Source organism: Clostridium sp. CM041, from assembly GCF_055081035.1.
Window position 1 is genome coordinate 3,384,625 of record NZ_CM143648.1, and the last position, 24,492, is coordinate 3,409,116.

The 24,492-nt window shown below is 35.3% G+C and carries 20 protein-coding genes, 2 tRNA genes and 2 rRNA genes; 21 read left to right on the forward strand and 3 right to left on the reverse strand.

The annotated features are described in order from the left end of the window. Window positions 1-107 precede the first annotated feature (107 nt). The 4 genes from ACWJJT_RS15960 (at window position 108) to rrf (ending at window position 3,600) form a co-directional block, all read left to right on the forward strand. Window positions 108-183, forward strand: a tRNA-Ala gene (locus ACWJJT_RS15960). A gap of 6 nt (window positions 184-189) precedes the next feature. Further along, a tRNA-Ile gene (locus ACWJJT_RS15965) sits at window positions 190-266 on the forward strand. A 133-nt stretch (window positions 267-399) separates the two neighbouring features. Continuing rightward, window positions 400-3,325, forward strand: a 23S ribosomal RNA gene (locus ACWJJT_RS15970). A gap of 158 nt (window positions 3,326-3,483) precedes the next feature. Then, window positions 3,484-3,600, forward strand: a 5S ribosomal RNA gene (gene rrf / locus ACWJJT_RS15975). 159 nt (window positions 3,601-3,759) lie between these two features. Here the strand turns inward: rrf and ACWJJT_RS15980 are convergent. Further along, complete coding sequence (locus ACWJJT_RS15980; protein ID WP_462956800.1) at window positions 3,760-3,867, reverse strand: alpha-isopropylmalate synthase regulatory domain-containing protein; 108 nt, start codon at window positions 3,865-3,867, stop codon at window positions 3,760-3,762. A gap of 223 nt (window positions 3,868-4,090) precedes the next feature. Between ACWJJT_RS15980 and pdxS the strand changes: the two genes are divergently transcribed. The 13 genes from pdxS (at window position 4,091) to ACWJJT_RS16045 (ending at window position 17,724) form a co-directional block, all read left to right on the forward strand. Beyond that, window positions 4,091-4,960, forward strand: coding sequence for a pyridoxal 5'-phosphate synthase lyase subunit PdxS (gene pdxS / locus ACWJJT_RS15985; protein ID WP_462955391.1), 870 nt, complete (start codon window positions 4,091-4,093; stop codon window positions 4,958-4,960). Between the two features lie 2 nt (window positions 4,961-4,962). Further along, complete coding sequence (gene pdxT / locus ACWJJT_RS15990; RefSeq protein ID WP_462955392.1) at window positions 4,963-5,550, forward strand: pyridoxal 5'-phosphate synthase glutaminase subunit PdxT; 588 nt, start codon at window positions 4,963-4,965, stop codon at window positions 5,548-5,550. A 361-nt stretch (window positions 5,551-5,911) separates the two neighbouring features. Next, window positions 5,912-6,034 carry a hypothetical protein gene (locus tag ACWJJT_RS15995; RefSeq protein WP_462955393.1) on the forward strand — a complete coding sequence of 41 codons (123 nt, stop codon included), beginning with the start codon at window positions 5,912-5,914 and terminating at the stop codon, window positions 6,032-6,034. Between the two features lie 392 nt (window positions 6,035-6,426). Further along, on the forward strand, window positions 6,427-6,507 hold the full coding sequence (locus ACWJJT_RS16000) for a hypothetical protein (protein ID WP_462956801.1): 81 nt from the start codon (window positions 6,427-6,429) through the stop codon (window positions 6,505-6,507). Window positions 6,508-6,671: 164 nt separating this feature from the next. Next, on the forward strand, window positions 6,672-8,066 hold the full coding sequence (locus tag ACWJJT_RS16005; RefSeq protein WP_462955394.1) for a sigma-54 interaction domain-containing protein: 1,395 nt from the start codon (window positions 6,672-6,674) through the stop codon (window positions 8,064-8,066). Window positions 8,067-8,327: 261 nt separating this feature from the next. Then, window positions 8,328-8,618: a 2-amino-4-oxopentanoate thiolase subunit OrtA gene (ortA, locus tag ACWJJT_RS16010; RefSeq protein ID WP_462955395.1), complete on the forward strand. Its 291-nt coding sequence runs from the start codon at window positions 8,328-8,330 to the stop codon at window positions 8,616-8,618. A gap of 28 nt (window positions 8,619-8,646) precedes the next feature. Then, window positions 8,647-10,059, forward strand: a complete 1,413-nt coding sequence (gene ortB, locus ACWJJT_RS16015) for a 2-amino-4-oxopentanoate thiolase subunit OrtB (protein WP_462955396.1) — start codon at window positions 8,647-8,649, stop codon at window positions 10,057-10,059. Window positions 10,060-10,119: 60 nt separating this feature from the next. After that, window positions 10,120-10,485: an ornithine aminomutase subunit alpha gene (locus ACWJJT_RS16020; protein WP_462955397.1), complete on the forward strand. Its 366-nt coding sequence runs from the start codon at window positions 10,120-10,122 to the stop codon at window positions 10,483-10,485. Then, window positions 10,485-12,695 carry a D-ornithine 4,5-aminomutase subunit OraE gene (gene oraE, locus ACWJJT_RS16025; RefSeq protein ID WP_462955398.1) on the forward strand — a complete coding sequence of 737 codons (2,211 nt, stop codon included), beginning with the start codon at window positions 10,485-10,487 and terminating at the stop codon, window positions 12,693-12,695. The genes ACWJJT_RS16020 and oraE overlap by 1 nt, the downstream gene beginning before the upstream one ends. Before the next feature lie 15 nt (window positions 12,696-12,710). After that, on the forward strand, window positions 12,711-14,084 hold the full coding sequence (locus ACWJJT_RS16030; protein ID WP_462955399.1) for a GlmL-related ornithine degradation protein: 1,374 nt from the start codon (window positions 12,711-12,713) through the stop codon (window positions 14,082-14,084). A gap of 16 nt (window positions 14,085-14,100) precedes the next feature. Next, on the forward strand, window positions 14,101-15,171 hold the full coding sequence (gene orr, locus ACWJJT_RS16035) for an ornithine racemase Orr (RefSeq protein WP_462955400.1): 1,071 nt from the start codon (window positions 14,101-14,103) through the stop codon (window positions 15,169-15,171). A gap of 58 nt (window positions 15,172-15,229) precedes the next feature. Next, entirely contained in the window at window positions 15,230-16,276 is a 1,047-nt protein-coding gene (gene ord, locus ACWJJT_RS16040) for a 2,4-diaminopentanoate dehydrogenase (RefSeq protein ID WP_165413169.1), read from the forward strand. Between the two features lie 26 nt (window positions 16,277-16,302). Next, window positions 16,303-17,724, forward strand: a complete 1,422-nt coding sequence (locus ACWJJT_RS16045) for an amino acid permease (protein WP_462955401.1) — start codon at window positions 16,303-16,305, stop codon at window positions 17,722-17,724. Between the two features lie 134 nt (window positions 17,725-17,858). Here ACWJJT_RS16045 and lysA read toward each other — a convergent pair whose 3' ends face one another. Together lysA and ACWJJT_RS16055 are read right to left on the reverse strand one after the other, a co-directional pair. Then, window positions 17,859-19,154, reverse strand: a complete 1,296-nt coding sequence (gene lysA / locus ACWJJT_RS16050; RefSeq protein ID WP_462955402.1) for a diaminopimelate decarboxylase — start codon at window positions 19,152-19,154, stop codon at window positions 17,859-17,861. A 283-nt stretch (window positions 19,155-19,437) separates the two neighbouring features. Next, complete coding sequence (locus ACWJJT_RS16055; RefSeq protein WP_462955403.1) at window positions 19,438-21,288, reverse strand: sigma-54 interaction domain-containing protein; 1,851 nt, start codon at window positions 21,286-21,288, stop codon at window positions 19,438-19,440. Window positions 21,289-21,553: 265 nt separating this feature from the next. Here ACWJJT_RS16055 and ACWJJT_RS16060 point away from each other — a divergent pair, with 265 nt between their 5' ends. From ACWJJT_RS16060 to ACWJJT_RS16075, 4 genes are all read left to right on the forward strand, one after another. Further along, window positions 21,554-21,769, forward strand: a complete 216-nt coding sequence (locus ACWJJT_RS16060) for an NAD(P)-dependent oxidoreductase (RefSeq protein WP_462955404.1) — start codon at window positions 21,554-21,556, stop codon at window positions 21,767-21,769. Between the two features lie 121 nt (window positions 21,770-21,890). Continuing rightward, on the forward strand, window positions 21,891-22,535 hold the full coding sequence (locus ACWJJT_RS16065; RefSeq protein ID WP_462955405.1) for an ABC transporter permease: 645 nt from the start codon (window positions 21,891-21,893) through the stop codon (window positions 22,533-22,535). Window positions 22,536-22,563: 28 nt separating this feature from the next. Then, the gene (locus tag ACWJJT_RS16070; RefSeq protein ID WP_462955406.1) at window positions 22,564-23,502 is read left to right on the forward strand and encodes a glycine betaine ABC transporter substrate-binding protein; all 939 of its coding nucleotides are present in this window, start codon (window positions 22,564-22,566) and stop codon (window positions 23,500-23,502) included. A 32-nt stretch (window positions 23,503-23,534) separates the two neighbouring features. Then, window positions 23,535-24,488, forward strand: coding sequence for an ABC transporter ATP-binding protein (locus ACWJJT_RS16075; RefSeq protein ID WP_462955407.1), 954 nt, complete (start codon window positions 23,535-23,537; stop codon window positions 24,486-24,488). Window positions 24,489-24,492: the final 4 nt, after the last annotated feature.

A 24,492-nucleotide genomic window follows, 5' to 3' on the forward strand; every position in this document is an offset into this window, starting at 1 on the left:
TCTTCAAAAATATCTATTGTAATTAATCGTACCTAGTTCTCTGTTTAATTTTGAGAGACTAATTTTAGATAACCCTTAGGGGTTATCTAATAAATAGTTTTTCTAATGGGGGTATAGCTCAGCTGGGAGAGCACCTGCCTTGCACGCAGGGGGTCAAGAGTTCGATTCTCTTTACCTCCACCATTAAATGGGCCTATAGCTCAGCTGGTTAGAGCGCACGCCTGATAAGCGTGAGGTCGATGGTTCGAGTCCATTTAGGCCCACCATTTATGTTCTTTGAAAATTGCACAGTGAAAAAAGTTGTTTTAAAAAAATTAAAGCTACGCAAGTAGTTTATAAATTGATTTAATACAATTTCGCAAAATTAATATAACCGTCTATGTAAATAGACAGAATCAAGGTCAAGCTACAAAGGGCGCATGGCGAATGCCTTGGCACTAGGAGCCGAAGAAGGACGCGTTAAGCTGCGATAAGCTTTGGGTAGGCGCAAATAGCCTGTGATCCAAAGATTTCCGAATGGGGGAACCCACATAGTAACAACTATGTACTGCATACTGAATAAATAGGTATGCAGAGGTAGACCCGGGGAACTGAAACATCTAAGTACCCGGAGGAAGAGAAAGAAATATCGATTTCCTAAGTAGCGGCGAGCGAAAGGGAAAGAGCCCAAACCCAGGTCTTTGACCTGGGGGTTGAGGATAGATCATAAATACTGCAATTCCTTAATTGAAGATAGCTGGAAAGCTGCTCCGCAGAAGGTAATAGGCCTGTAAATGAAAAGGAAAAACAGTCAGATCTAATCCAGAGTACCACGAGACACGTGAAACCTTGTGGGAAGCTGGGAGGACCACCTCCCAAGGCTAAATACTACCTAGTGACCGATAGTGAAGAAGTACCGTGAGGGAAAGGTGAAAAGAACCCCGGAAGGGGAGTGAAATAGAACCTGAAACCGTGTGCCTACAACCGGTCGAAGCACTTTATATGTGTGACGGCGTGCTTTTTGTAGAACGAGCCAACGAGTTACGATATGTAGCAAGGTTAAGTACTTAAGGTACGGAGCCGAAGGGAAACCAAGTCTGAATAGGGCGCATAGTTGCATGTCGTAGACCCGAAACCGGGTGACCTATCCATGGCCAGGATGAAGCGGAAGTAAAATTCCGTGGAGGTCCGAACCACGTTGGTGTTGAAAAACCATGGGATGAGCTGTGGATAGCGGAGAAATTCCAATCGAACTCGGAGATAGCTGGTTCTCCTCGAAATAGCTTTAGGGCTAGCGTCGATTAATTGAGTAATGGAGGTAGAGCACTGAATGGGCTAGGGGCTGACAACAGTTACTGAACCCTATCAAACTCCGAATGCCATATACTTTTATTTCGGCAGTCAGACTGCGAATGATAAGATCCGTAGTCAAAAGGGAAACAGCCCAGACCATCAGCTAAGGTCCCAAAGTGTAAGTTAAGTGGAAAAGGATGTGGGATTTCTAAGACAACTAGGATGTTGGCTCAGAAGCAGCCACTCATTTAAAGAGTGCGTAATAGCTCACTAGTCAAGAGATCCTGCGCCGAAGATGTCCGGGGCTAAAACTTACCACCGAAGCTATGGGTGTACACAATTGTGTACGCGGTAGAGGAGCTTTCTGTACTGGCTGAAGTCATACCGTAAGGAGTGGTGGACGGTACAGAAGTGAGAATGTTGGCATGAGTAGCGAGAGTTAAGTGAGAATCTTAACGGTCGAAAACCTAAGGTTTCCTGAGGAAGGCTCGTCCTCTCAGGGTTAGTCGGGACCTAAGCCGAGGCCGAAAGGCGTAGGTGATGGACAATCGGTTGATATTCCGATACCACCAATGGACGTTATTAGAAATGGGATGACGCAGGAGGATAAGATGTGCACACTATTGGATGTGTGTCTAAGCATTTAGGCGGAGCAAGCAGGCAAATCCGTTTGCTCTTAACGCTGAGATGTGATGGGGAAGGGAATTTATTCCTGAAGTATCTGATTCCACGCTGCCAAGAAAAGTCTCTATCGAGGATATTGGTGCCCGTACCGCAAACCGACACAGGTAGGTGAGGAGAGAATCCTAAGACCATCGGAAGAATTGTTGTTAAGGAACTCGGCAAATTGACCCCGTAACTTCGGGAGAAGGGGTGCCTACGAAAGTAGGTCGCAGAGAATAGGCCCAAGCAACTGTTTAGCAAAAACACAGGTCTCTGCTAAAGCGAAAGCTGATGTATAGGGGCTGACGCCTGCCCGGTGCTGGAAGGTTAAGGGGATTAGTTAGCGCAAGCGAGGCTATGAACTTAAGCCCCAGTAAACGGCGGCCGTAACTATAACGGTCCTAAGGTAGCGAAATTCCTTGTCGGGTAAGTTCCGACCCGCACGAATGGCGTAATGATTTGGGCACTGTCTCAACAACACATCCGGCGAAATTGTAGTGCAAGTGAAGATGCTTGCTACCCGCGATTGGACGGAAAGACCCCGTAGAGCTTTACTGTAGCTTAGCATTGAATTTCGGTATTGTCTGTACAGGATAGGTGGGAGACTGAGAAACATGGGCGTCAGCCTGTGTGGAGTCATCCTTGGGATACCACCCTGACAGTACTGAGGTTCTAACTGGAGGCCATGAATCTGGTCACAGGACATTGTTAGGTGGGCAGTTTGACTGGGGCGGTCGCCTCCAAAAAAGTAACGGAGGCGCCCAAAGGTTCCCTCAGCGCGGTTGGAAATCGCGCGAAGAGTGCAAAGGCAGAAGGGAGCCTGACTGCGACACTTACAAGTGGAGCAGGGACGAAAGTCGGGCTTAGTGATCCGGTGGTACCTCGTGGGAGGGCCATCGCTCAACGGATAAAAGCTACCTCGGGGATAACAGGCTGATCTCCCCCAAGAGTCCACATCGACGGGGAGGTTTGGCACCTCGATGTCGGCTCGTCGCATCCTGGGGCTGAAGTAGGTCCCAAGGGTTGGGCTGTTCGCCCATTAAAGCGGCACGCGAGCTGGGTTCAGAACGTCGTGAGACAGTTCGGTCCCTATCCGTCGCGGGCGTAGGAAATTTGAAGGGAGCTGTCCTTAGTACGAGAGGACCGGGATGGACAAACCTCTGGTGCACCAGTTGTCACGCCAGTGGCATCGCTGGGTAGCTATGTTTGGAAGGGATAAACGCTGAAAGCATCTAAGCGTGAAGCCCACCCTGAGATGAGATTTCCCATAATGCGTGTTTTTAACACAAGTTAGTAAGACTCCTGGAAGACCACCAGGTTGATAGGTTAGAGGTGTAAGCATGGTAACATGTTCAGCTGACTAATACTAATAAGTCGAGGGCTTGACCTAAATAAATAATTAAAAGTAATGCGATATACTTCTTTTACAGGAACTATTTCTTTCGTAAGAAAGAAACTAAGCTTCTGACAAAGGAAGAAGCGAGGCTTTGAGCGTGAGCGAAAAGACTAATTCACTGTGCAATTTTCAGAGAATATTTATATTCTCAATCTGGTGATTATGGCATGAAGGTAACACCCGTTCCCATACCGAACACGAAGGTTAAGCTTCAATGCGCCGATGGTACTGCAGGGGTGACCTTGTGGAAGAGTAGGTTGTCGCCAGGTAAGAAAAAACCGCTAAGTTATACTTAGCGGTTTTTATTTTGATAAAATATATTAAGGTGATTGTAGTTAGCTTATAATATAACAAGTGAAAGCACTAATAAAAGGAGCTTGACCGAAAATGGTTAAGCTCCTTTTATTAGTGCGCCAGTCACGGGGCAATTAGCTTCTTCTATTAATAGCACTAAATAAAGCATTTAGTGAAGCTGTATCAATATTCGCAGAAATACCAACCCCAAAATACCTTTGCCCATTGTATTGTATTTGTATATAAGTGGAAGTTTATTGCCTAGATAGTAACTATATTTTTATCTGTTTCAACATTTTGATAGTAAAAGGAATTTATACTGGACCAATACTACAGCTCATAAAATAGTTTAATGTAAAGCTTTTTTTATTTACTGCTTGTACTATAAGTGTATCCATACACTATCATATGCTATATAGATATGGTATAATTTTACTAATAAATAAATTTTTTGGGGGTTATTCTATGGAAAGATATGAAATTAATAAAAATTTAGCTCAAATGTTAAAGGGCGGAGTAATAATGGACGTTGTGAATGTGGAGCAGGCAATAATTGCAGAAAAGGCAGGGGCTTGTGCGGTAATGGCACTAGAGAGGGTACCATCAGATATTAGAAAAGAGGGTGGAGTGGCTAGAATGTCTGACCCTAGAATGATTAAAGAAATAAAAGCAGCCGTTTCTATTCCAGTAATGGCTAAAGGAAGGATAGGACATTTTGTTGAAGCACAAATTTTGCAGGAAATAGGGGTAGATTTTATAGATGAAAGTGAAGTTTTGACTCCAGCAGATGAGCAGTATCATATAAATAAATGGGGTTATAAGGTTCCTTATGTTTGTGGAGCAAGAAATTTAGGTGAGGCACTAAGAAGGATTGGAGAAGGTGCTGCAATGATAAGAACAAAAGGTGAAGCAGGTACAGGAAATGTAGTAGAAGCTGTGAGGCACATGAGATGTATAATGGATGAAATTAGAAAAGTGAAAAATGCTCCAAAAGAAGAGCTAATGACAATTGCTAAAGACTTTGGTGCCCCTGTTAATTTAATTGAATATGTATGGAAAAATGGTAGACTTCCAGTAGTAAATTTCGCTGCAGGTGGAATAGCAACACCAGCTGACGCAGCACTCATGATGCAACTTGGGGCAGAAGGAGTTTTTGTTGGCTCAGCAATATTTAAAGCGGAAAATCCACAGGTGGTAGCAAATGCTATAGTTTTAGCAACTACATACTATAATGATCCAAAAGTTATAGCAGAAGTTTCTGAAAACCTTGGAGAAGCAATGAGTGGCCTAGAAATAAGCGAGATTAAAGAGAAGTTTGCAGAAAGAGGATGGTAAAGTTGAGAATTGGAGTTTTATCACTTCAGGGTGGTGTAATAGAACATATAAATCATATTAATAAGCTTGGTCATGAAGGTGTAGAGATTAAGAAAATTGAGGATATCAAAGATATACAGGGGATCATTTTACCAGGTGGGGAAAGTACAACGATAGGGAAAATTTTAAAGGAAAGAAATATGATTATGCCTTTAAGAGAAAAAATACTTTCAGGATTACCTGTGTGGGGAACTTGTGCTGGTATGATACTGCTTGCTAAATATATTGAGGGATCAGTTAATGAATATCTTAAAATTATGGATATAAAAGTAAAAAGAAATGCTTACGGAAGCCAAATCGATAGCTTTAAAAGGGATGTTGTAATCGATAAGATTTCAAGTGAGCCGTTGCCACTAGTCTTTATTCGGGGTCCATTAATTACAGAAGTTTCGAGCGATGTTAAAATAATATGTACTCTTGATGGGAAAATTGTAGCAGCAAAACAAAATAATATGTTTGCTACGTCTTTCCATCCGGAACTTACTGATAGCTTAGAAGTTCATAAATATTTCATAAATATGTGCATCTCTAATAATACAAAGCTTTATTAATAAATTAATATTATTCCCATACATTTTAAGTTTCGAACTTATTTGAAAATTAAAATGTATGGGATGTCTATTTATACTTGAAATAATCTGCAATAGTAGGCAGCTCTTAGGGTAGACATTTATTAACTTATATATACGATTGCTCATGAACAGCAACATGCTTTTCAAAATTATGCAATAAGCAATAAAGTAGAAACATCAGAACAGTACTGCGTCACTTTTAGTTGGTGGTGCAACGGTTACTAAAGCTTCTATCCCAAATGCCATTGTTGGTACTGCGCTATTTCATTTAATGTTTATAGTCATGCCAATGGCAGGTAAATATATTACTGGATCGGCCATGATTGGGGAATACTTCCGTATGTTTATATCCTATGGAGTTGTTACCATAGCGCTAGTTCTCCACGCTTGGAAACGTCAAAAGGATAAAGAGATGGAACGTCACAGTTTTCAGTTGGACATGGAAAAACAGTCTGGTAAATAATTAATATGTTAGAAATATATTAGTGTAAACAATATGAAAGACATAAGCCCTAGATTTAGGAGTACACTTCTAAATCAGGGGCTTATTTTTAATCTGGGGGTAATTAAATATCATACTAGAAGATTACCTGTGTTAAGGAAAGTTTAATTCGCATTTTGACCTAAAAAAGAATTGACAATATACTACAAAGTCTTAAAATTCTAAGTGTCTAATAAGTTGAATTTCATGTCTTAGAAGACTAAATATCTGTCGTTATCCCATATATTCCAACCAAATTCAGATAATAATTCAGAATCAGTCACTGCGAATGCTTTTGTTAACTTAGTTAAAACTCCAATATAATCTGAAAAGATCAATCTTGGCTTTAGCTAATTTTAAATGTAAAATTCTCAATACAATTTTTGTATGATATAATGAAAATAATAATCAATAGATTTAATGTAAAAAATATGGTAACTATAAAAAAATTGTAATATTAAATACTTGATTTATCCATGGATGTAATCTTTTTTCATAATTAGAAAGTAGATAAACTTTAATTGTCTACTATTAACATGCTATACATCAGATATAGAAAGGAAGTGAGTATTTAGTGGGTTTGTGTACCTTTTATACAAGCTCTCACTAAAGATAAAGTATGGATAGTAAATTTCTAAACGCAGACAAGGTATTAGAATGTCTATTAGAAAATTTGGAGGAAGGAATTCAAGTAATAGATTGTGAGGGCAAAACTATATATTATAATAGCGCCATGGGAAAAGTAGAAGGTATAGATAGTAAAGAAGTAATAGGGAAAAAGGTTAATGAGTATCTAGAGGATGTAAAAGATGATGAATCTACACTTATGAGCGTATTAAAGACCGGTAAAAAAATTGTGGATTTAATACAACATTATGGTAATGGATATAAGAAAAAAGTCACTACTATAAATACTACTTTGCCAGTAACATTAAACAATAAAGTTGTAGCAGTGATTGAAATAGCGAAAGACATGACTCAGCTAAAAGAACTAACTGAAAACGTTTGCAAATTACAAAATTCAAATAAAATAATTCATAGACATTTTACTTTTAGTGATATATATGGTGACAATCCTGCTATGAAAAGTGTTATAGAAAAAGCTAAAAAAGCTAGCATGTCAAGTTCATCTGTACTATTATATGCAGAAACTGGGTCAGGAAAAGAAGTTTTTTCTCAAAGTATTCATTATGATGGATTAAGAAAAGATAAGCCTTTTATACCTATAAATTGTGCAGCTATTCCTGCCCTATTACTAGAGGGAATGCTTTTTGGTACAGAAAAGGGCGGGTTTACAGGGGCAGAGAATAAAAAGGGATTATTTGAAGAGGCAAATCATGGAACTCTTTTATTAGATGAAGTTAATTCTTTAGAACCGTATCTTCAATCTAAACTTTTAAGAGTACTTCAAGATGGTTATATAAGGCCTGTGGGAAGTACCAAAAGTATATATATTGACGTTAGAATAATAGCTACGTTAAATGAGGAACCAGAGAAACTTATTGAGAGTGGTAAATTGAGGAAAGATTTTTATTATAGGGTAGGTGTAATGAGAATAAATATACCTCCATTAAGAGAAAGAAAAGAGGATATTACTATATTTGTAGACAATTTAATCGAAAAATATAATAAAATTCTAAGTAAGAATATAAGGGGTATCGATGAAGATATGATGAGAAAACTCCAAGAATATAATTGGCCGGGAAATATTCGTGAATTAACAAATGTTATTGAAGCTGCAATGAATATGGCGGAAAATAATTCGATTTTAACAGAAAACTATTTTGATTCTATAATAACATATGAAAAATGTGGAAATGTTCATGACATTGCATCAAATACATATGAGAGCTTTAATTTAGAAAGTTATATGAGTAATATTGAAAAAAACTTAATAAAAAAAATGTTGGAAAAAAATAATTATAATGTTAGTAAGACTGCTAGAGACCTTAATATTTCAAGACAAAATCTTCAATATAAAATAAAGATACATAAAATAATACAAAAATATTAAAATAGCAAATTTTTTTGCTAATCATGCAAAATAATTTGCAGATATAGCTAAGCCCAAGAAACACTGAGTTTACCTAAAATTACTAGTCTTAATTCTCAATTATAAAAAAAAGATGCAGAATATTTTGCGAATTTAAAACACATGTATTTGAGCGATGGCTTAAAAGCATGTGTTTTTTACTTGGCATGGTAATTGCTGTATATTAAAGTGAGTATATCAATAAAGTGCTTTAATAAATATTAAATTTGGGAGGTATAAATTATGATAAAAAAAGGCATCTGGGTTGAAATAGAAGAAATCGTTTTAATGCCGAAAGATAGAGCTTTAAATATACCAGATGAGACAAAGAAAACTCCTCTTAAATGTTGGATAAGAGGGAAGTGCCTTAGTGATTGTGAATTAGGAGATGAAGTGCAAGTTGAAACTAATGTAGGCAGAATTGCTAAAGGTAAAGTTGTTGAAATAGAGCCAGGATATTATCACACCTATGGTAAGTATGTTGAAGAAATAAGTAATATAGGAAGACAAGCTAGGGAGATAATAGCACAATAGGTGATAATTTAAGAGGAGGTTATAAAGTATGAATAAATATGATGAGCTTATGGCCCGAAAGAATGAAATAATTCTTAAATCTATAGGAATAGATTATAGTAAATATGAAACTGGTAAGCTTTCATTTGATTATGAAGCTTTGATGAGAGATGTTGAATACTCATTTGCAGAAGTTAAAGAAATTCAAAATGATGTAGGGGTAGGAAATACTCCACTTATTGAACTAAGAAATATAACAAAATTAGCAAGAAAGGTTTCTAAGACTGGACGTGCAGCTAGAATATTTGTAAAGGATGAAAGCTGCAACCCATCCGGAAGTTTTAAAGATAGAAGAGCATGCATATCTGTATTTGATGCAATGAAAAGAGGGTACAAAGGCGTAGGAGCAGCTACGTCAGGTAATTATGGAGCAGCGGTTGCATCTCAAGCAAATATTAGAGGCCTTAAATGTATAATAGCAAATGAATGTTATGATTCAAGAAAAATAGGACAACCAGAAATATTAGAAAAAGGAAGAAAGTGTGAGGGGTTTGGATCAGAAGTTGTTAGGCTTTCCGTAGGTCCTGAATTATTTTATACTTATCTAAAGATACTTGAAGATACAGGTTATTACAATGCTTCATTATATTCCTCGTACGGTGTAGCAGGAATTGAAACTCTAGGATATGAAATAGCGGAGCAGTGTAGAGAAAAATTAGGAAAAGATCCTGATGCAGTTATTATAACGCATGCAGGTGGTGGAAATGTTACTGGTACTGCAAGAGGACTTATTAGGGCAGGTGCAGTGGAAACAAAGATAATAGGGGCATCGGTTGACCTTTCTGGATTGCATATGGCATCTGATATAGACTTTAATAAGAAATCGTTTACTACAGGCCATACAGGATTTGGAATTCCATTTATGACTTATCCAGATAGATCAGATGTACCTAGGAGCGCGGCTAGACCATTAAGGTATTTAGATAGATATGTAACAACTACTCAAGGTGAAGTATTTTGGATGACTGAAATATTAGCTCAGCTTGAAGGCTTAGAAAGAGGTCCAGCAGGAAATGTATCCCTAGTGGCAGCTTTTGCAATTGCTCAGGAATACGATGATGATGCCGTAATTGTTGTCCAAGAAACTGAATATACGGGAGCTGGAAAACATTTATTGCCTCAGCTTAATTTTGCTAAAGAAAATGGAATTAAAGTTTATGTGGGTAATCCTCGCCAGCAAGTACCTGGCGAGAATATAGTAATTCCGTCTCATCCATCAATAGTAACAGTCACAGATATAGACATGGAAGGGTTGAAAAATTCCTACATGAAAAATGTTATTAAGAAATTGATTGAGAATAGAGTGCAGCAGGTTGATATTGAGTTTTTGTCTTTAGAAACAAAAATGTCTAAAGAAGAAATAGTAGAAATATTAAAACAGCATAATATAGAAATAGCATAATCTTGAAAAACATAATCTTGCAAAACATAATCTTGAAATATGTTAGGGGGAGTTTAATTTATGAAAAGAGAAGATGATTTTGAAAAAAGAAGAGAACATTTGAAAGATTTGACTAATGATCAGTTATATGAAAAATTTTGGAGCCTTACTAATCAAGTTGTAAAACCGATGGTGGATTTAGCGTATACGCATACATCACCAGCTATTGAACGTTCTGTAGTACTTAGAATGGGATTTTCTAGTATGCAAGCTCAGCCTATAATTTCTTATGCAGCAAAATGGAATTTGATTGGAAAAGGTATAGGAAATGTAATTTTAACTTATGCAAAGCTTAAAAATATGGACTATCTTAAAGCAGGAGCAGAACTTTCTAAAGGAATAGGGTGGGATATTGTATCTGAAAAAATGAAGGGAAGTGAGTATTAATGCAAGAAAAATTACAAGAAAATGAAAAGCTTAGTGTAGAAGAAATATTAAAAGACTTAGATAAGTATGAACCAAAATGGAGAGGATGGCACTGGAGAGAAGAAAATGAAACTGGAAAGGTTGGAGAATTCACATATCATGAAATATCAGCACCTTTAAAGAAGAGTCAACCTCTTCCAGCAGCAAGAAGCTTTGAAAATATAGATCCGCAACCAAGAGCAGTTATTACCACAGAAATTGCTTCAGGAAGATTTGAAGATGATATAAGAAGAATGAGAATGGCAGCATGGCATGGTGCGGATCATTTAATGGTTATAAGGACAATGGGTCAAAGTCACTTTGATGGATTATTAGAAGGAAGCCCAGAAGGGTTTGGTGGGGTACCAATAACTAGAAAAGAAATTAGAGCAACAAGAAAAGCTATAGATTTAATAGAAGAAGAAGTAGGAAGAAAAATTAATTTCCATTCATATGTATCGGGCGTTGCCGGTCCTGATGTAGCGGTTATGTTCGCAGAAGAAGGCGTTAATGGAGCTCATCAAGATCCACAATACAATGTACTTTATAGAAATATTAATATGGTTAGATCTTTCGTTGATGCTGCAGTTGCAAAGGGTATAATGGCTCATGCAGGAATGCTTCAAATAGATGGTGCACATAATGCAAACGCAACAGCTATGAAGGGATATAAGGTAATGCCAGAACTTATGGTACAACATGCTATAAATTCTTGTTTTTCAGAACTCGTTGGAATGAAACCAGAAAACATTTCTTTATCAACTGTACCCCCAACATCTGCACCAGCTCCTTGTATGAGATATGATCTGCCTTATGCAGTAGCACTTCGTGAGTTTTTCAAAAGATACAAAATGAGAGCTCAAATGAATACTAAGTATATAGAGTCTTGTGAAAGAGAAGCTACAGTTGGACATACTTTGAATCTTTTAATATCAGAACTAACATCAGCAGACATTCAAAGTACAATAACTCCAGATGAAGGACGTAATGTTCCTTGGCATTATAATAATATTCATGCTATAAACACAGCTAAACAGGCATTTATAGGTATGGATGGATTAATGGACATGATAGAGCTTAAGAAAACAGGATATTTACCAGAAAAGGCAAGAGAAATTCAAGAAAGAGCTATTTTATTCTTTGAGGAAATACTTGAAGTTGGTGGATACTTTAAAGCTGTTGATTCAGGATTCTTTATTGATTCTGGTCAATATCCAGAAAGAAATGATGATGGTATTGCAAGAAAGATTGCGGGCGGAGATGCTGTCGGAACAATTGTAAAAAGAGAATCAGATTATTTTGCACCAGTTTGTGGCCATTTTGGATACAATAATGTTCCAAAAGAATATAAAAGACCTTGCGATGCAATAGATGAATGTACATTATGTAACCATTCCAAAATTCAATATATCGATGAATTGGATGATAATGACAATGTATTTAAGAGAATGGAAGAAGTTAAAGAAGATGGTACTGTAATTCCAGAAGTCCAATGGGCTAAAGACGGGTATGTAAAAATCACTTTATGTATCCCGGAAAATGAACAAATTAGTGAAGCAGCAGCACTTGAAATGGGCACGCGAATGAATTTGAAAAATGTAGAAATTATTCATAAACAAGTGTTACAAAAAGCTGAGGGAACTCTTGTGGAAATAAAAGGCGTATGTGATTTCACACCTGTAAAACGTGATGAGTTAGTTCTTCCAAAGAGAAGAAAAACACTAACAGATCAACAAATGAAGGATTATGTAAAAGAACATCCACTTAAGGTTGTTGCAGCCACAGTAGGTGAAGATGAACACTCTGTTGGAGTTCGCGAAGTTATTGATATTAAACATGGCGGAGTTGAAAGATTTGGTATAGAAGCAATTTTCCTTGGAACTTCATGTCCAATAGAAAAACTAGTAGATGCAGCTATAGAGTCAAAAGCTCAAGCTATATTGTGTAGTACAATAATTAGCCATAACGATGTTCATACAAAGAACATGAAAAAACTTAGTGATCTTTGCATCGAAAAAGGAGTAAGAGATAAGATTATACTTGTTTCCGGTGGTACACAAGTAACTGATGAAATAGCTAAAGCAAACGGTATGGATGTTGGATTTGGACGTGGATCAAATGGTACAGCTGTTGCATCCTTCATAATCAAAAGGTTAATGGGTTTGCCTGATAATGAAGAAGAAGAAGAATAAAAGGAGCGATTGCTTGTGAAGGTAGATTATCTTGTTGCTGAAATAGGTAGCACCACTACCCTGGTTACTGCTTTTAATGTATACTATGATGATAAGGGACAGGTTATTGTAGATATACCTTTTCAAGGTAATAGCTGTACAACAGTAATAGATGGTGATGTAACTATAGGATTAAAAAATGCTGTTAAAGATATTGAAAATCAAATTGGAGAATCAATTACATGGAAAAAGATGTTAGCGACGTCTAGTGCTGCAGGGGGACTTAGGATAACTGTTCACGGACTTATGCAGCAAATGACTGTTAAGGCTGCTAGAGAAGCAGCTCTTGGTGCTGGTGGTATCATAAAAATGGTTACTGCAGGGAAGATGCGAAAAAGTGATCTAAAGAGAATACATGATATAAATCCTAATATGATAATGATTGCTGGAGGCACTGATTATGGTGAAAGGGAAACATCTCTTTATAATGCAGAACTTATAAGCCTCGAAAAATATAATAAACCTATTGTATATTGTGGAAATATTGAAAATAGGGAAGAAATAAAAGAGATATTTGAAGGGCAAGAACTTTATTTAATTGACAATGTTTATCCAAGTATAGATGAGTTAAATGTGGAGCCTGCAAGGAAAATAATACAAGAAGCTTTTGAGAAGAATATTGTAAAAGCACCTGGAATGAATAAAATAAAAGAAATGGTAAATGGAAGCATAATGCCAACTCCAGGAGCGGTTATGGAAAGTTCAAAACTCTTATATGATATAATAGGTGACTTAGTAGTTTTTGATGTAGGAGGGGCTACCACAGATGTACACTCTGTTACAGAAGGAAGTAGTATAGTTTTAGATATGCTAATAAATCCTGAACCAAAGGCTAAAAGAACTGTAGAAGGAGACCTTGGAGTTTTTATTAACAGCAAAAATGTAATAGATTTACTTGACGTTAGGGATTTAGGTGAATATACTAAGGAATATATAAAGTTGCACATAAAACCTATACCGGAAGATATGGATGATATAAATGCAAGCAGCCTGCTAACGAAGAAAGCTATATCTGTCGCAATAGATAGGCATGTAGGATTTATAAAAAGAAAATATGATGGTGAAAGTGGTTTTGTGGCTTATGGTAAGGATTTATCTGAGGTTAAATATATAATAGGTACCGGAGGGGCACTTACAAGGCTTCCGAGTGGAGAAGCTTTGCTACTAGAAATAAGACACTTAAAAGACGAAGTTACAATGCTACCTAAAAAAGGTGCTAAAGTGCTTCTAGATAAAAACTATATTATGGCTTGTGCAGGGGTTTTAAGTAGAGAAAATAAAGAAGTGGCAACAGCGTTATTAACTCAAAGTTTAGGTATAACAAAGGATATGGGAATTAACGACATTTAAAAAGGGGAGTATCTATATGAAAAAAAATTATCCTTGTGTGGAAGTGAACTTGAAAAAATTAACACACAATGTAAAAACAATCCTAGCAATGTGTAATAAAAAGCATATAGATGTTACATCCGTAACTAAAGTATTTTGTGCACAAAAGCCTATTGTAGAAGCTATACTACGAGCTGGGGTGACTGAGGTTGCTGATTCTAGAATCTTAAATTTAAAAAAACTAAAAGATTTAAATTGTAAAAAGATGATGCTTAGAATTCCAATGATCAGCGAAGTCTATGAAGTTGTGAAGTATAGCGATTGCAGCTTAAATTCAGAGATCGACACAATTAGGAAGCTAGGAGCAGCTGCAAAAGATTTAAATAAAATGCACAACATTATACTGATGGTAGATTTAGGGGATTTAAGAGAAGGGGTATTGATTGACGATGTAGTTTCCATTGTGAGTAAAATAGTAAAATTAGATAATATTAAATTAATTGGACTTGGAACCAATGTTACTTGTTATGGTGGGGTAATTCCAGACACAAAAAACTTAGGTAAGCTTATAAAATTAAAATTAGATATAGAAAAAAACTTTAGTTTAAAGTTATCTATAATTTCAGGTGGGAATTCTAGTAGTTTATATATGGTTATTAATGATAATATGCCAGAAGAAATAAATCAGCTTAGAATTGGAGAAGCAATAGTTCTTGGTAGGGAAACTTCTTTTGGACTCGCAGTACCTAATTGCTATGAAGATGCCTTTATACTCAGTGGGGAGGTAGTTGAAATAAAGAGTAAACCAACAGTACCAACAGGTACTATAGGAATGGATGCTTTTGGTAATGAACCTCATTTTGAAGATAAAGGAATAAGAAAAAGGGCTATTATAGCAATTGGAAGACAAGATATAAGAGTTGAAGGGTTAATTCCTTTGGACACAGATATAAGCATTTTTGGTGCAAGTAGTGACCATTTAATTTTAGATGTAACTGATAGTAAAAAAGAACTAACAGTTGGCGATATAGTAGATTTTAAAATAGATTATGGATGTTTACTTGCAGCAATGACTTCTCCATATGTTGATAAGTATTACAATAATTAATGAAGATGCAGTTTAAAATATATAGAGTAAAATATAAAATTATGAGGGGGAAAATATTATGAGAAATAAAATAAAAGTTGTAGTCTGGGGATTAGGTTCAATGGGAAGCGGTATTGCTAGAATGGTATTAAGCAAAAAAGGATTTACTATCGTAGGTGCTATTGACATGGATCCGAGTAAGGTTGGCAAAAAACTTTATGAAGTGTTAGGTGTTCCAGCAAATGAAGATAATTCATGTATAGTTACAAAAAATGCTGGAGATGTTATAAAGAAGGGTTTTGCAGAGGTTTGCCTTATGGCTACAGCTTCCTTTACAAAAGTTGTATTTCCATTAATAAAAATGGCAGCAGTTGCTGGCATGGATATTGTAACAACAGCTGAGGAAATGTCCTACCCAAGAGCTTTAGACCCAGAATTATCAGATGAAATGGATAGAATTGCTAAAGAAAATAAGGTTTCAATATTAGGAACCGGAGTAAATCCTGGATTTATAATGGATTTAGTTGCAATAATGCTTACAGGAGTTTCTGACACAGTTGATAGCATAAAGGCTACTCGAGTTAATGACTTAGCTTGCTTTGGTAGGGCAGTTATGGTTGAGCAAGGTATTGGCTTAAAACCAGAAGCATTTATACAGGGTGTTAAAGACAATACAGTAGATGGGCACGTAGGATTTTTACAATCATTTGGTATGTTTGAAGAAGCATTTAATATTAAGTTCAATAATATTAGACAAGAAAAATCACCAATTGTTACAACTGTTCCACGTAAAACAGATATTATCTCAGTAAATGCTGGAGAGGTTGCTGGATGTAGTCAATTGGGATATGCAAATTTAGGAGATAAAGTATTTGCTACAATGGAACATCCTCAACAGATAAGACCAGAACTTGAGAATGTTGATACTGGAGATTATATTACAATTAATGGAGTTCCAAACTTGAACCTTCAAATAAAACCAGAAATACCAGGAGGAATCGCTACAATAGCCATATGTGTTAATATGATTCCACTAGTAATGAATGCAGAACCGGGACTCAAAACAATGCTCGATTTACCAGTTCCAAGAGCAATATTATCAGACGTTAGAAATTTACTAAAGTAAAAAGATATTAGAGGAGGTTTTTTATATTGGAAGAAAATAATAAAAAATTAGGACTAGGGTTACTTGTTGCTTTAGGCATAGGTACTATGATTGCATCAGGTATTTTTAATAGCCCTACAGATTTAATAACAACAACAAATCCAATGGTAGTCCTAATTTCATGGGGTATTGGAGTTTTTGGGGTAGTAATGCTAGGATTAGTATTTTACTTACTTTCAAATAAAAAACCTGAATTACACGGGGGAATTTATTCCTATGCTAAAGATGGATATGGTGATTTTATAGGTTTTAATTCAGCTTGGGGTTACTTTACAAGTTCATTCCTTGGCAATGTTGCATTTATTGTTTTAATTTTCAAGACTATAAATAGCTTAATTGGAGAAGGATACACAATGCCTCGTGTTTTAGCATTTTTACTTGCATCTATTGTTTTGTGGTCATACTATTTTGTAATAAAAAGAGGAATTAGACAAGCTGGTATACTCAATTTGGTAGTTACAATTGGCAAAGTTATACCACTAATTCTAGTAATTGTATTTGGCCTTTCAGCTTTTAAACTAGGTACATTTAATGTTGAAAATTGGAAGACAATTTTAGCAGTCAGTGGAGATACCGTTAGTATAGGGAAACAGATAAGTGGCGCAATGGGAACAATTTTATGGTGCTTCGTAGGTGTTGAAGGCTTAGTAGTTTTGTCTCAAAGGGCAGAATCTCATATAGTGGTTGGAAAAGCAACAATAATCTCACTTGTTATAACAGCGATACTTTATGTATCAATATCTATATTGTCAATGGGTATTTTGCCAGCTAAGGCTTTAGTTGCAGCACAAACTCCATTAGCAGCTGTTTTAGCACAGACTGCATTGGGAAGTGCAGGGGCTATTATAGTTAAAGTGGGAATTCTAATTTCCGTTATGGGTGCTTTACTTTGCTGGCTTTTGATAACCACAGAAATTTTATATGTTCCAGCAGAACAGGATGGGTTAATGCCTAAATGGTTTAAAAAGAACAATGATAAAAATGTGCCTATAAATGCTCTTTTATTTGGAATGGTAGCAACACAAATAGGGTTGCTAGCTATGCTCTCACCAGGCTTGCAAAAAGCTTATTTTGTTGTGACACATATGTGTACTACTAATATATTAATACCATACTTATTATCTTCTATGTATGCATTTAAGGTATATAATAAAGAAAGTGGACATCTTAAGGAAAAAATTATAGCAGTAATTGCAGGTATATATTCAATTTATGTTATATATGCAGTGGGAATTGGATATTTAGGTTTAGCAGTTGTAATTTATGCATTAGGGTTAGGTTTTTATTTGAAAGCAAAAAAAGAAAAAAAAGAAGCTATTACTCAGAAAGAAAAGTTGTCCATGATAGTTATGGTTATAGTGGCGATTGTTATGATAATAGCAGCAGCTATGGGTAAAATTTCTGTTTAACGACATTTCAGAAGGAAAGTCTCCAACTTCTACAAGTGGGACGAGGCAGCAAGAACAGTGATAATAAATTAAATATAAAAATGGGCCCTATAGAATAGACAAAAAAGTCTATCTTATAGGGCCTTTTTATTTTTTTAGTCCAAATCATTCCTTACGATATCCTCATAGGTTTCCCTTTTAACAACTAACCTTGAATTACCAGCCTTTAGCATTACCACTGCTGGTCTCGGTAATCTATTGTAATTACTGGACATCGAGTAGTTATAGGCTCCTGTAGTAAGCATTGCAAGTATATCACCTGTTTCCATTTTAGGAAGCTTTATATCGTGGATCAGCATATCACCCGATTCACAGCATCTTCCTGCAATAGTTACAAGGTCTTCATTTTCTTTATCAGCCTTATTCGCAACAATAGCTTCGTTTTCAGCTTGATATAGGGCAGGTCTTGGATTATCTGCCATACCACCATCTACACTAACATATTTTCTTATTCCCTCAATTTCTTTTATAGCTCCTATTGTATAAAGGGTTATACCGTTTTCTCCGACTAACCATCTTCCTGGTTCAATGAGAACTCTAGGAGTTTCTAATGAATATTTCTTGCAATCTCCATATATATTACCCATTATTACTTCTATAAACTCACTCATTTCAAGAGGTTTATCGCCATTAGAATAGTAGATTCCAAAGCCACCGCCCATATTTAGCTCTTCTGTTTTAAGGCCTAAGTTGTTCTTTAAATCAAGCATAAATTTTGTCATTATATGAACAGCTTCTTTATAAACATCCTTGTTAAACATTTGTGAACCTATATGACAATGTATACCGCTATATTTTATGTTTTCACATTTGCTTACCATTTCTATAGCCTCAAAAGCAACATTACCCTGTATAGGGAAGCCAAACTTTGAATCTAACTGTCCAGTAGAAATGTATTCATGTGTGTGACCTGAAATGCCAGGGGATATTCTTAAAATAGCCCTTACTACAACACCTTTACGTTGGGCTATTTTTTGTAAAAGTTTCACTTCGTGAAAGCTATCGATAACAAAGCAGCCAACATTATTATCTATACCAAGTTCAATCTCTTCTTGCGATTTATTGTTGCCATGAAAATATACTTTTTCCATTGGAAAGCCAGATTTACATGCGGTATATAATTCGCCGCCTGATACAACATCTATGCCAAGACCTTCTTCTTTTATTATTTTGCACATGGCAATGTTGCTGAAAGCTTTGCTGGCATATAAAGCAAGCGTATTGGGGTATTTATCCATAAAATGCTCGCGCACCTGTTTACAACTTTGTCTTATTCCGTCTTCACTCATAACATAAAGAGGCGTCTTGAATTCTCCTGCCAATTTTACCGTATCGCATCCAAAAAACTCTAGATGTCCTTTTTCATTTACATTTAAATAATTTCTTTTCATGAAAACACCTCCTGGTTGATTTTTGTGAAATTACTTTCTTATCGATTTAAAGTGTTATTGTATTTATAAATTAGCAATTATCATGCCAATACAGGAAAGTTATATAAATCAAAGATTTAGTTTGTTAATGCGTCCAAAATATTGGATAAAAATCCATTCTAAATTTTTATGAACTCCGAAAAGTGTTATTTCCAGAATGAGTCCAATGTTTTGGACTGATTCCGTGGTTTTGGACTTGTTTTGTTTATAAGAATGATGTTCAAAATAAAATCAATGATCCATATCAATCATTGATTTTATTTTGAAGATTATACCTCTTAAGTTTTTCGTAAAAACCTGATTTGCTTATGTTAAGTATCCTCATAGCTTCGGTTTTATCTCCAGCTGTAATTTTTAGTGCATTTTCAATAGCTTTTCGCTCTGCAATTTCGATTGCACCCTTGAGAGAATATCCAAAGCTACAGCTTTCTGAGCTTTTCGCTGAGGTTATGATGCTTATATCATTCGTAAAAATTGTATGCTCATCAGATACGTTTATTGCTCTTTCAAGAACATTTTCAACCTCTCTGACGTTTCCTGGCCAATCATACATAAGCATTTTTTTTATAACACCCGCTGATATTCTTTTCTCTTCGCAGCCCGCTCTTTTGCAAATTTTAGGGGTCAAATACATAATCAACGTATAAATATCTTCTTTTCTTAATCTTAACGGCGGTATAAAAATAGGGAAAACGTTAATCCTATAATATAAATCTCTTCTGAATTCTCCCTGCTTGACAGCTATATCTAAAGCCTTATTAGTTGCAGCTATAATTTTCACGTCAACTTCTATATAGTGTGTACCACCGACTCTATTAAATCGCTTGCTTTGCAAGACGTGTAGTAGCTTTGCTTGCATATATAAAGGTATATCCCCTATTTCATCGAGAAAAATAGTCCCCTCATGAGCAACCTCAAATAGCCCCTTTTTACCTTCTTTTTTTGAACCGGTGAATGCGCCACCTTCATATCCAAAGAGCTCACTTTCTATTAAGTCCTTGGGTATAGAAGCGCAATTTACATATATGAATGGCTTATTATTTCTTCTACTACCTTTATGTATGCACTCTGCCACGAGTCCCTTTCCTGTACCACTATCGCCTAACAAAAGTACTGTAGAATCTATTCCAGATGCCTTTCTGGCAAGCTTTCTTACAGCCTTAATGCTGTCACTTTGTCCAATAATCTTTCTGAATTCGTCATTATCTTTAAGCTTATTTTCAGCCTCATTAAGGGATGCTATGGCATAGTCTCTTTCTTTAATTATATTTTCAAGCTCAGTTATGTCTTGAACCTTTAATAAGGCACCTATAATTTTGTTATCATCTTTTAGCTGAACTAAAGAGCATCTTGTAGACCGGCCATTTATGTCCTTAACCTGATTAGTATAAGAAATATATTTACCTTTTGCGGCTTCTACAAAATCTACAATATTTATATTCGTTTCTTTAGGGTGAACATCAAAAATACTGCGTCCAACCACATCAATTGTATAGTTATAATCTCCCTTTGAAGCAAATATGGTTCCATTAAGGAGCTTTTTTATATCATCTCGCCTACTGGTGTAGCCTCTAGCCTGATAAAATTTTACCTTACCTGTATTGCCACATAAAACTACCATATGTCCTATGGACTTCGTATAATTAAGTGTATATTTAATATCATTTATAGATATAATCGCCACCCTGTTACAAAAATCAATAGCTGTAGTTAGTTTATTTTTGGAATATATGTTTTCAAGATACAGAGTACTTTCTCTAGAAGAAGTGCATTCTATTACACCATTGTATGATTTATCTCCCATAATACCTATTGAAACAAAGGCATCTCCTTGTTTCAATTTTTGAGAGGATACCCCTATATTTTTTAAGTCTTCAAGAGTTAGCCCCCCATCATCCTCACCAAGCATTGTATCAGCGATTATTACAATATCATTTTCTACGATACTGCCAGCAGAATGCCCTATGCCCTGGTTATATATAATTCCAAAGATCTCTTTAGCCATTCTGTTATAACATTTAATTACTCCATTTGGGTCGACTACTATGAGGCCTTCCGAGACCTCATCAAATATAATATTAAAAGGATCCTTCATATTATTACCACCATTCTATACTCTTATTCTAGTATTTTTTGCTTGGGTATACTAGATTATTTTGTATCGTTTATTTATTGTCATTCATAGCATTTCTTGCAATATGTTTTAGAAACATTATACCACTCTAATAAAAAGATAAAAATATATTACCTCTTTAAAAATACATTATAGAGTAGATAAATAAAAAAAGGAATAGTTTAGATTAGGTATTAAATATTACGATTTTAAATCACTTCTAGGTAAATCTGATTTCATTGTATTAATGACTCCACTTAATGATGAAACGCGCCACCTTATAGATTTTAAGAAATTCAATATAATGAAGAATACTGCTATATTTATCAATGCCTCTAGGGGGCAAACAGTAAATGAACAGGCCTTAATTGAAGCACTTCAAAGTAAAAGATTTATGGCGCAGGTATGGATGTGTATGAAAAAGAGCCAGTTAATAGTTTTTTATATAAATTGGCCACTATAATTTTTTGTAATAAGTGTAATTATTTTAGTACATTAACTCATACAATTATATGTATGAGTATACTTTTAAGACATTCTCAATAAATAAAGTTTAAGTAGAAATTACTTTTTAGAAAGGATAGATGAAAATGTTAAATGAGGTTATGGACTATTTATTAAGTCACATTGATAAATACTATGAAGCAGTGAGGATTCATATTAATATTAGTGTTACAGCAGTTTTAATAAGTATTATAATAGCGGTACCTTTGGGAATTATATGTGCTAAATTCACAAAAGCAACACAGCCTATAATGAATATATTTAATCTTTTTAGGATTATTCCAAGCCTTGCAATCTTAGTGCTAGTTATGCCAATACTTGGGACTGGATGCTTGCCAGCACTATTGGCACTTGTGATTTTAGCTATACCACCAATACTTATAAATACATATTTAGGGATAAAAAATATTGATGCATCTGTTCTAGAAAGTGCTGAAGGTATGGGAATGGATTACAAGAAAATGCTTTATAAAATTGAGATTCCATTAGCACTTCCATTAATAATTACGGGAGTTAGAACATCTGCGGTTGAAGTAATTGCTAGTGCGACTTTAGCATCTTATATAGGAGCTGGAGGACTAGGAGATTTCATTTTCACGGGTCTTGGTATGAATGATTTTAGAATATTAATAATAGGGGGAGCAACAGTTGCACTGCTTTCGGTAATCGCAGAAATGTTGTTATTTATGTTAGAACAAAGTATAACAAAGTATCAAAGAGACTAAAGAATACTATGTAGGAGAGTGAGTAGTTATGAATAAGAGATTAAAAAGCTTAGTCGTAGTTTCTGTATTAACAGCCTTGGTTACAGTTTCAGTTTTAACTGGCTGTTCTAAAAAGAGTGTTTCATCTGGGGATATAAATACATCCCAAACTAAAAGTAAACCTACAATAAAAGTTGGATCTAAAGATTTTACAGAATCTTTAATTTTATCTGAATTATATGCAGTTGCTTTAGAAAAAGAAGGTTATAAAGTTTACAGAAAATTTGATCTTGGTAGTGCTGTGGTTCATACTTCACTTGTAAATGGAGACATTGATGTTTACCCTGAGTATACTGGTACAGGATTATTATCTGTTTTAAAGCAGCAGCCAAAGTTTGATTCAAAGGAAGTTTATAATGAGGTTTCAACGAAATACAAGGAGAAATTTAAATTGATTTGGCTTGATCCATCTTCTGCAAATGATGGGCAGGGATTAGTGATTTCCAAAAGGGCCTCTGATAAATATAATATACACACTATAACCGATCTTCAAAAAAGAGCAGGAAGTATAAGATTTGCATCTCAAGGTCAATTTGATGAAAGATTAGATGGAATGCAGGCTTTGACAATGGCTTATGGGGATTTTAAATTTAAAGATGAAAAGATTTATGATAATGGAATTAAATATGATGTGCTTCATAATGATAAAGCAGATGTTGCTGTAGCATATACAACAGAAGGACAATTAAGTAAAACTGAGTTTGCGATTCTCGAAGATGATAAAAATGCATGGCCACCGTACAACATAGCCCCAGTTATAAAGCAAGACCTTCTTGAAAAGAATCCTCAAATAAAAGATATTTTAAATAAGGTTACAAGCAAAATTGACAACGTGTCAATAATAAAATTAAATTCCGAAGTAGACATAGATAAAAAAGAATACGCAGAGGTAGCTAAAAAATTTTTTGAAAAGGAATTAGCAAAATAGAAAATGGATATACACGGAAGGAGGTAAATCTTTTGAAAAGGGTAGCGATTGAATTTGTAAAAGTAAGCAAAAAATTTAAAGGTTCAGAGCAATATGCTGTAACAGATGTAAGTGCCAGTATTGAAGAAGGTAGTTTTATAACAATACTGGGAACTTCGGGCTCAGGTAAAACTACATTTTTGAAAATGATAAATAGAATATATGAATCAACCTCAGGAGAAATATTGTTTTTCAAAGAAAACATTAAAAATATTCCCGCTGAAAAACATAGGCAGAAAATTGGATATGTCATTCAACAAATTGGGCTATTTCCTCATATGACTGTGGAGGAAAATATTGCTACAGTTCCGAATATTTTAAGGTGGAAAAAGAAAGAGATAGCGCAAAGAGTTGATATATTGTTGGATTTAGTGAGCATTCCTTCTAAGGAGTTCAAAAAAAGATATCCAAGGCAATTGTCAGGAGGCCAGCAGCAAAGGGTTGGAATAGCAAGAGCTATGGCTGCTGATCCTGAAATAATGCTTATGGATGAGCCTTTTGGAGCGATAGATGCTATAACTAGACTAAATCTTCAAGAAGAACTCCTAAGAATTCAAAAAAAGCTTAATAAGACAATTCTCTTTGTAACTCATGATGTTAATGAAGCTTTCAAATTGGGGGATAAAGTAATAATCATGGATAAAGGAAAAATTCAACAGTTCGATACACCGTACAATATATTATTTCATCCAGCAAATGAATTTGTTACCCGTTTGGTCTCTTCAGAGAATGTTATTCAAAAACTTAAGTTTGTACGTGCGAGTTCTGTAATGATTCCTTTGGATTCAAAAACAATGGAAGATGACACAAGAGTTAATGAAAATGAGGATTTGCAACATTTGTTAGCATATTTTCTTAAAAAAAATATCGATCATTTGATTGTTGAGAAGGATAATCATGAAGCTGTTGGCAAAATAACACTTGAGCAATTAAAGATAAGTCAGTGAACAG

What these genes read in the sequence shown, in the direction of transcription:
- ortB (WP_462955396.1), top strand. Translation starts at nt 8,647, where the DNA reads ATGAATAAATATGATGAGCTTATGGCCCGAAAGAATGAAATAATTCTT.
- oraE (WP_462955398.1), top strand. Translation starts at nt 10,485, where the DNA reads ATGCAAGAAAAATTACAAGAAAATGAAAAGCTTAGTGTAGAAGAAATA.
- ord (WP_165413169.1), top strand. Translation starts at nt 15,230, where the DNA reads ATGAGAAATAAAATAAAAGTTGTAGTCTGGGGATTAGGTTCAATGGGA.
- lysA (WP_462955402.1), bottom strand. Translation starts at nt 19,154, where the DNA reads ATGAAAAGAAATTATTTAAATGTAAATGAAAAAGGACATCTAGAGTTT.
- orr (WP_462955400.1), top strand. Translation starts at nt 14,101, where the DNA reads ATGAAAAAAAATTATCCTTGTGTGGAAGTGAACTTGAAAAAATTAACA.
- ACWJJT_RS16020 (WP_462955397.1), top strand. Translation starts at nt 10,120, where the DNA reads ATGAAAAGAGAAGATGATTTTGAAAAAAGAAGAGAACATTTGAAAGAT.
- ACWJJT_RS16065 (WP_462955405.1), top strand. Translation starts at nt 21,891, where the DNA reads ATGAAAATGTTAAATGAGGTTATGGACTATTTATTAAGTCACATTGAT.
- ACWJJT_RS16070 (WP_462955406.1), top strand. Translation starts at nt 22,564, where the DNA reads ATGAATAAGAGATTAAAAAGCTTAGTCGTAGTTTCTGTATTAACAGCC.
- pdxS (WP_462955391.1), top strand. Translation starts at nt 4,091, where the DNA reads ATGGAAAGATATGAAATTAATAAAAATTTAGCTCAAATGTTAAAGGGC.
- ACWJJT_RS16005 (WP_462955394.1), top strand. Translation starts at nt 6,672, where the DNA reads ATGGATAGTAAATTTCTAAACGCAGACAAGGTATTAGAATGTCTATTA.
- ortA (WP_462955395.1), top strand. Translation starts at nt 8,328, where the DNA reads ATGATAAAAAAAGGCATCTGGGTTGAAATAGAAGAAATCGTTTTAATG.
- ACWJJT_RS16055 (WP_462955403.1), bottom strand. Translation starts at nt 21,288, where the DNA reads ATGAAGGATCCTTTTAATATTATATTTGATGAGGTCTCGGAAGGCCTC.
- ACWJJT_RS15995 (WP_462955393.1), top strand. Translation starts at nt 5,912, where the DNA reads ATGTTTATATCCTATGGAGTTGTTACCATAGCGCTAGTTCTCCACGCT.
- ACWJJT_RS16060 (WP_462955404.1), top strand. Translation starts at nt 21,554, where the DNA reads ATGACTCCACTTAATGATGAAACGCGCCACCTTATAGATTTTAAGAAA.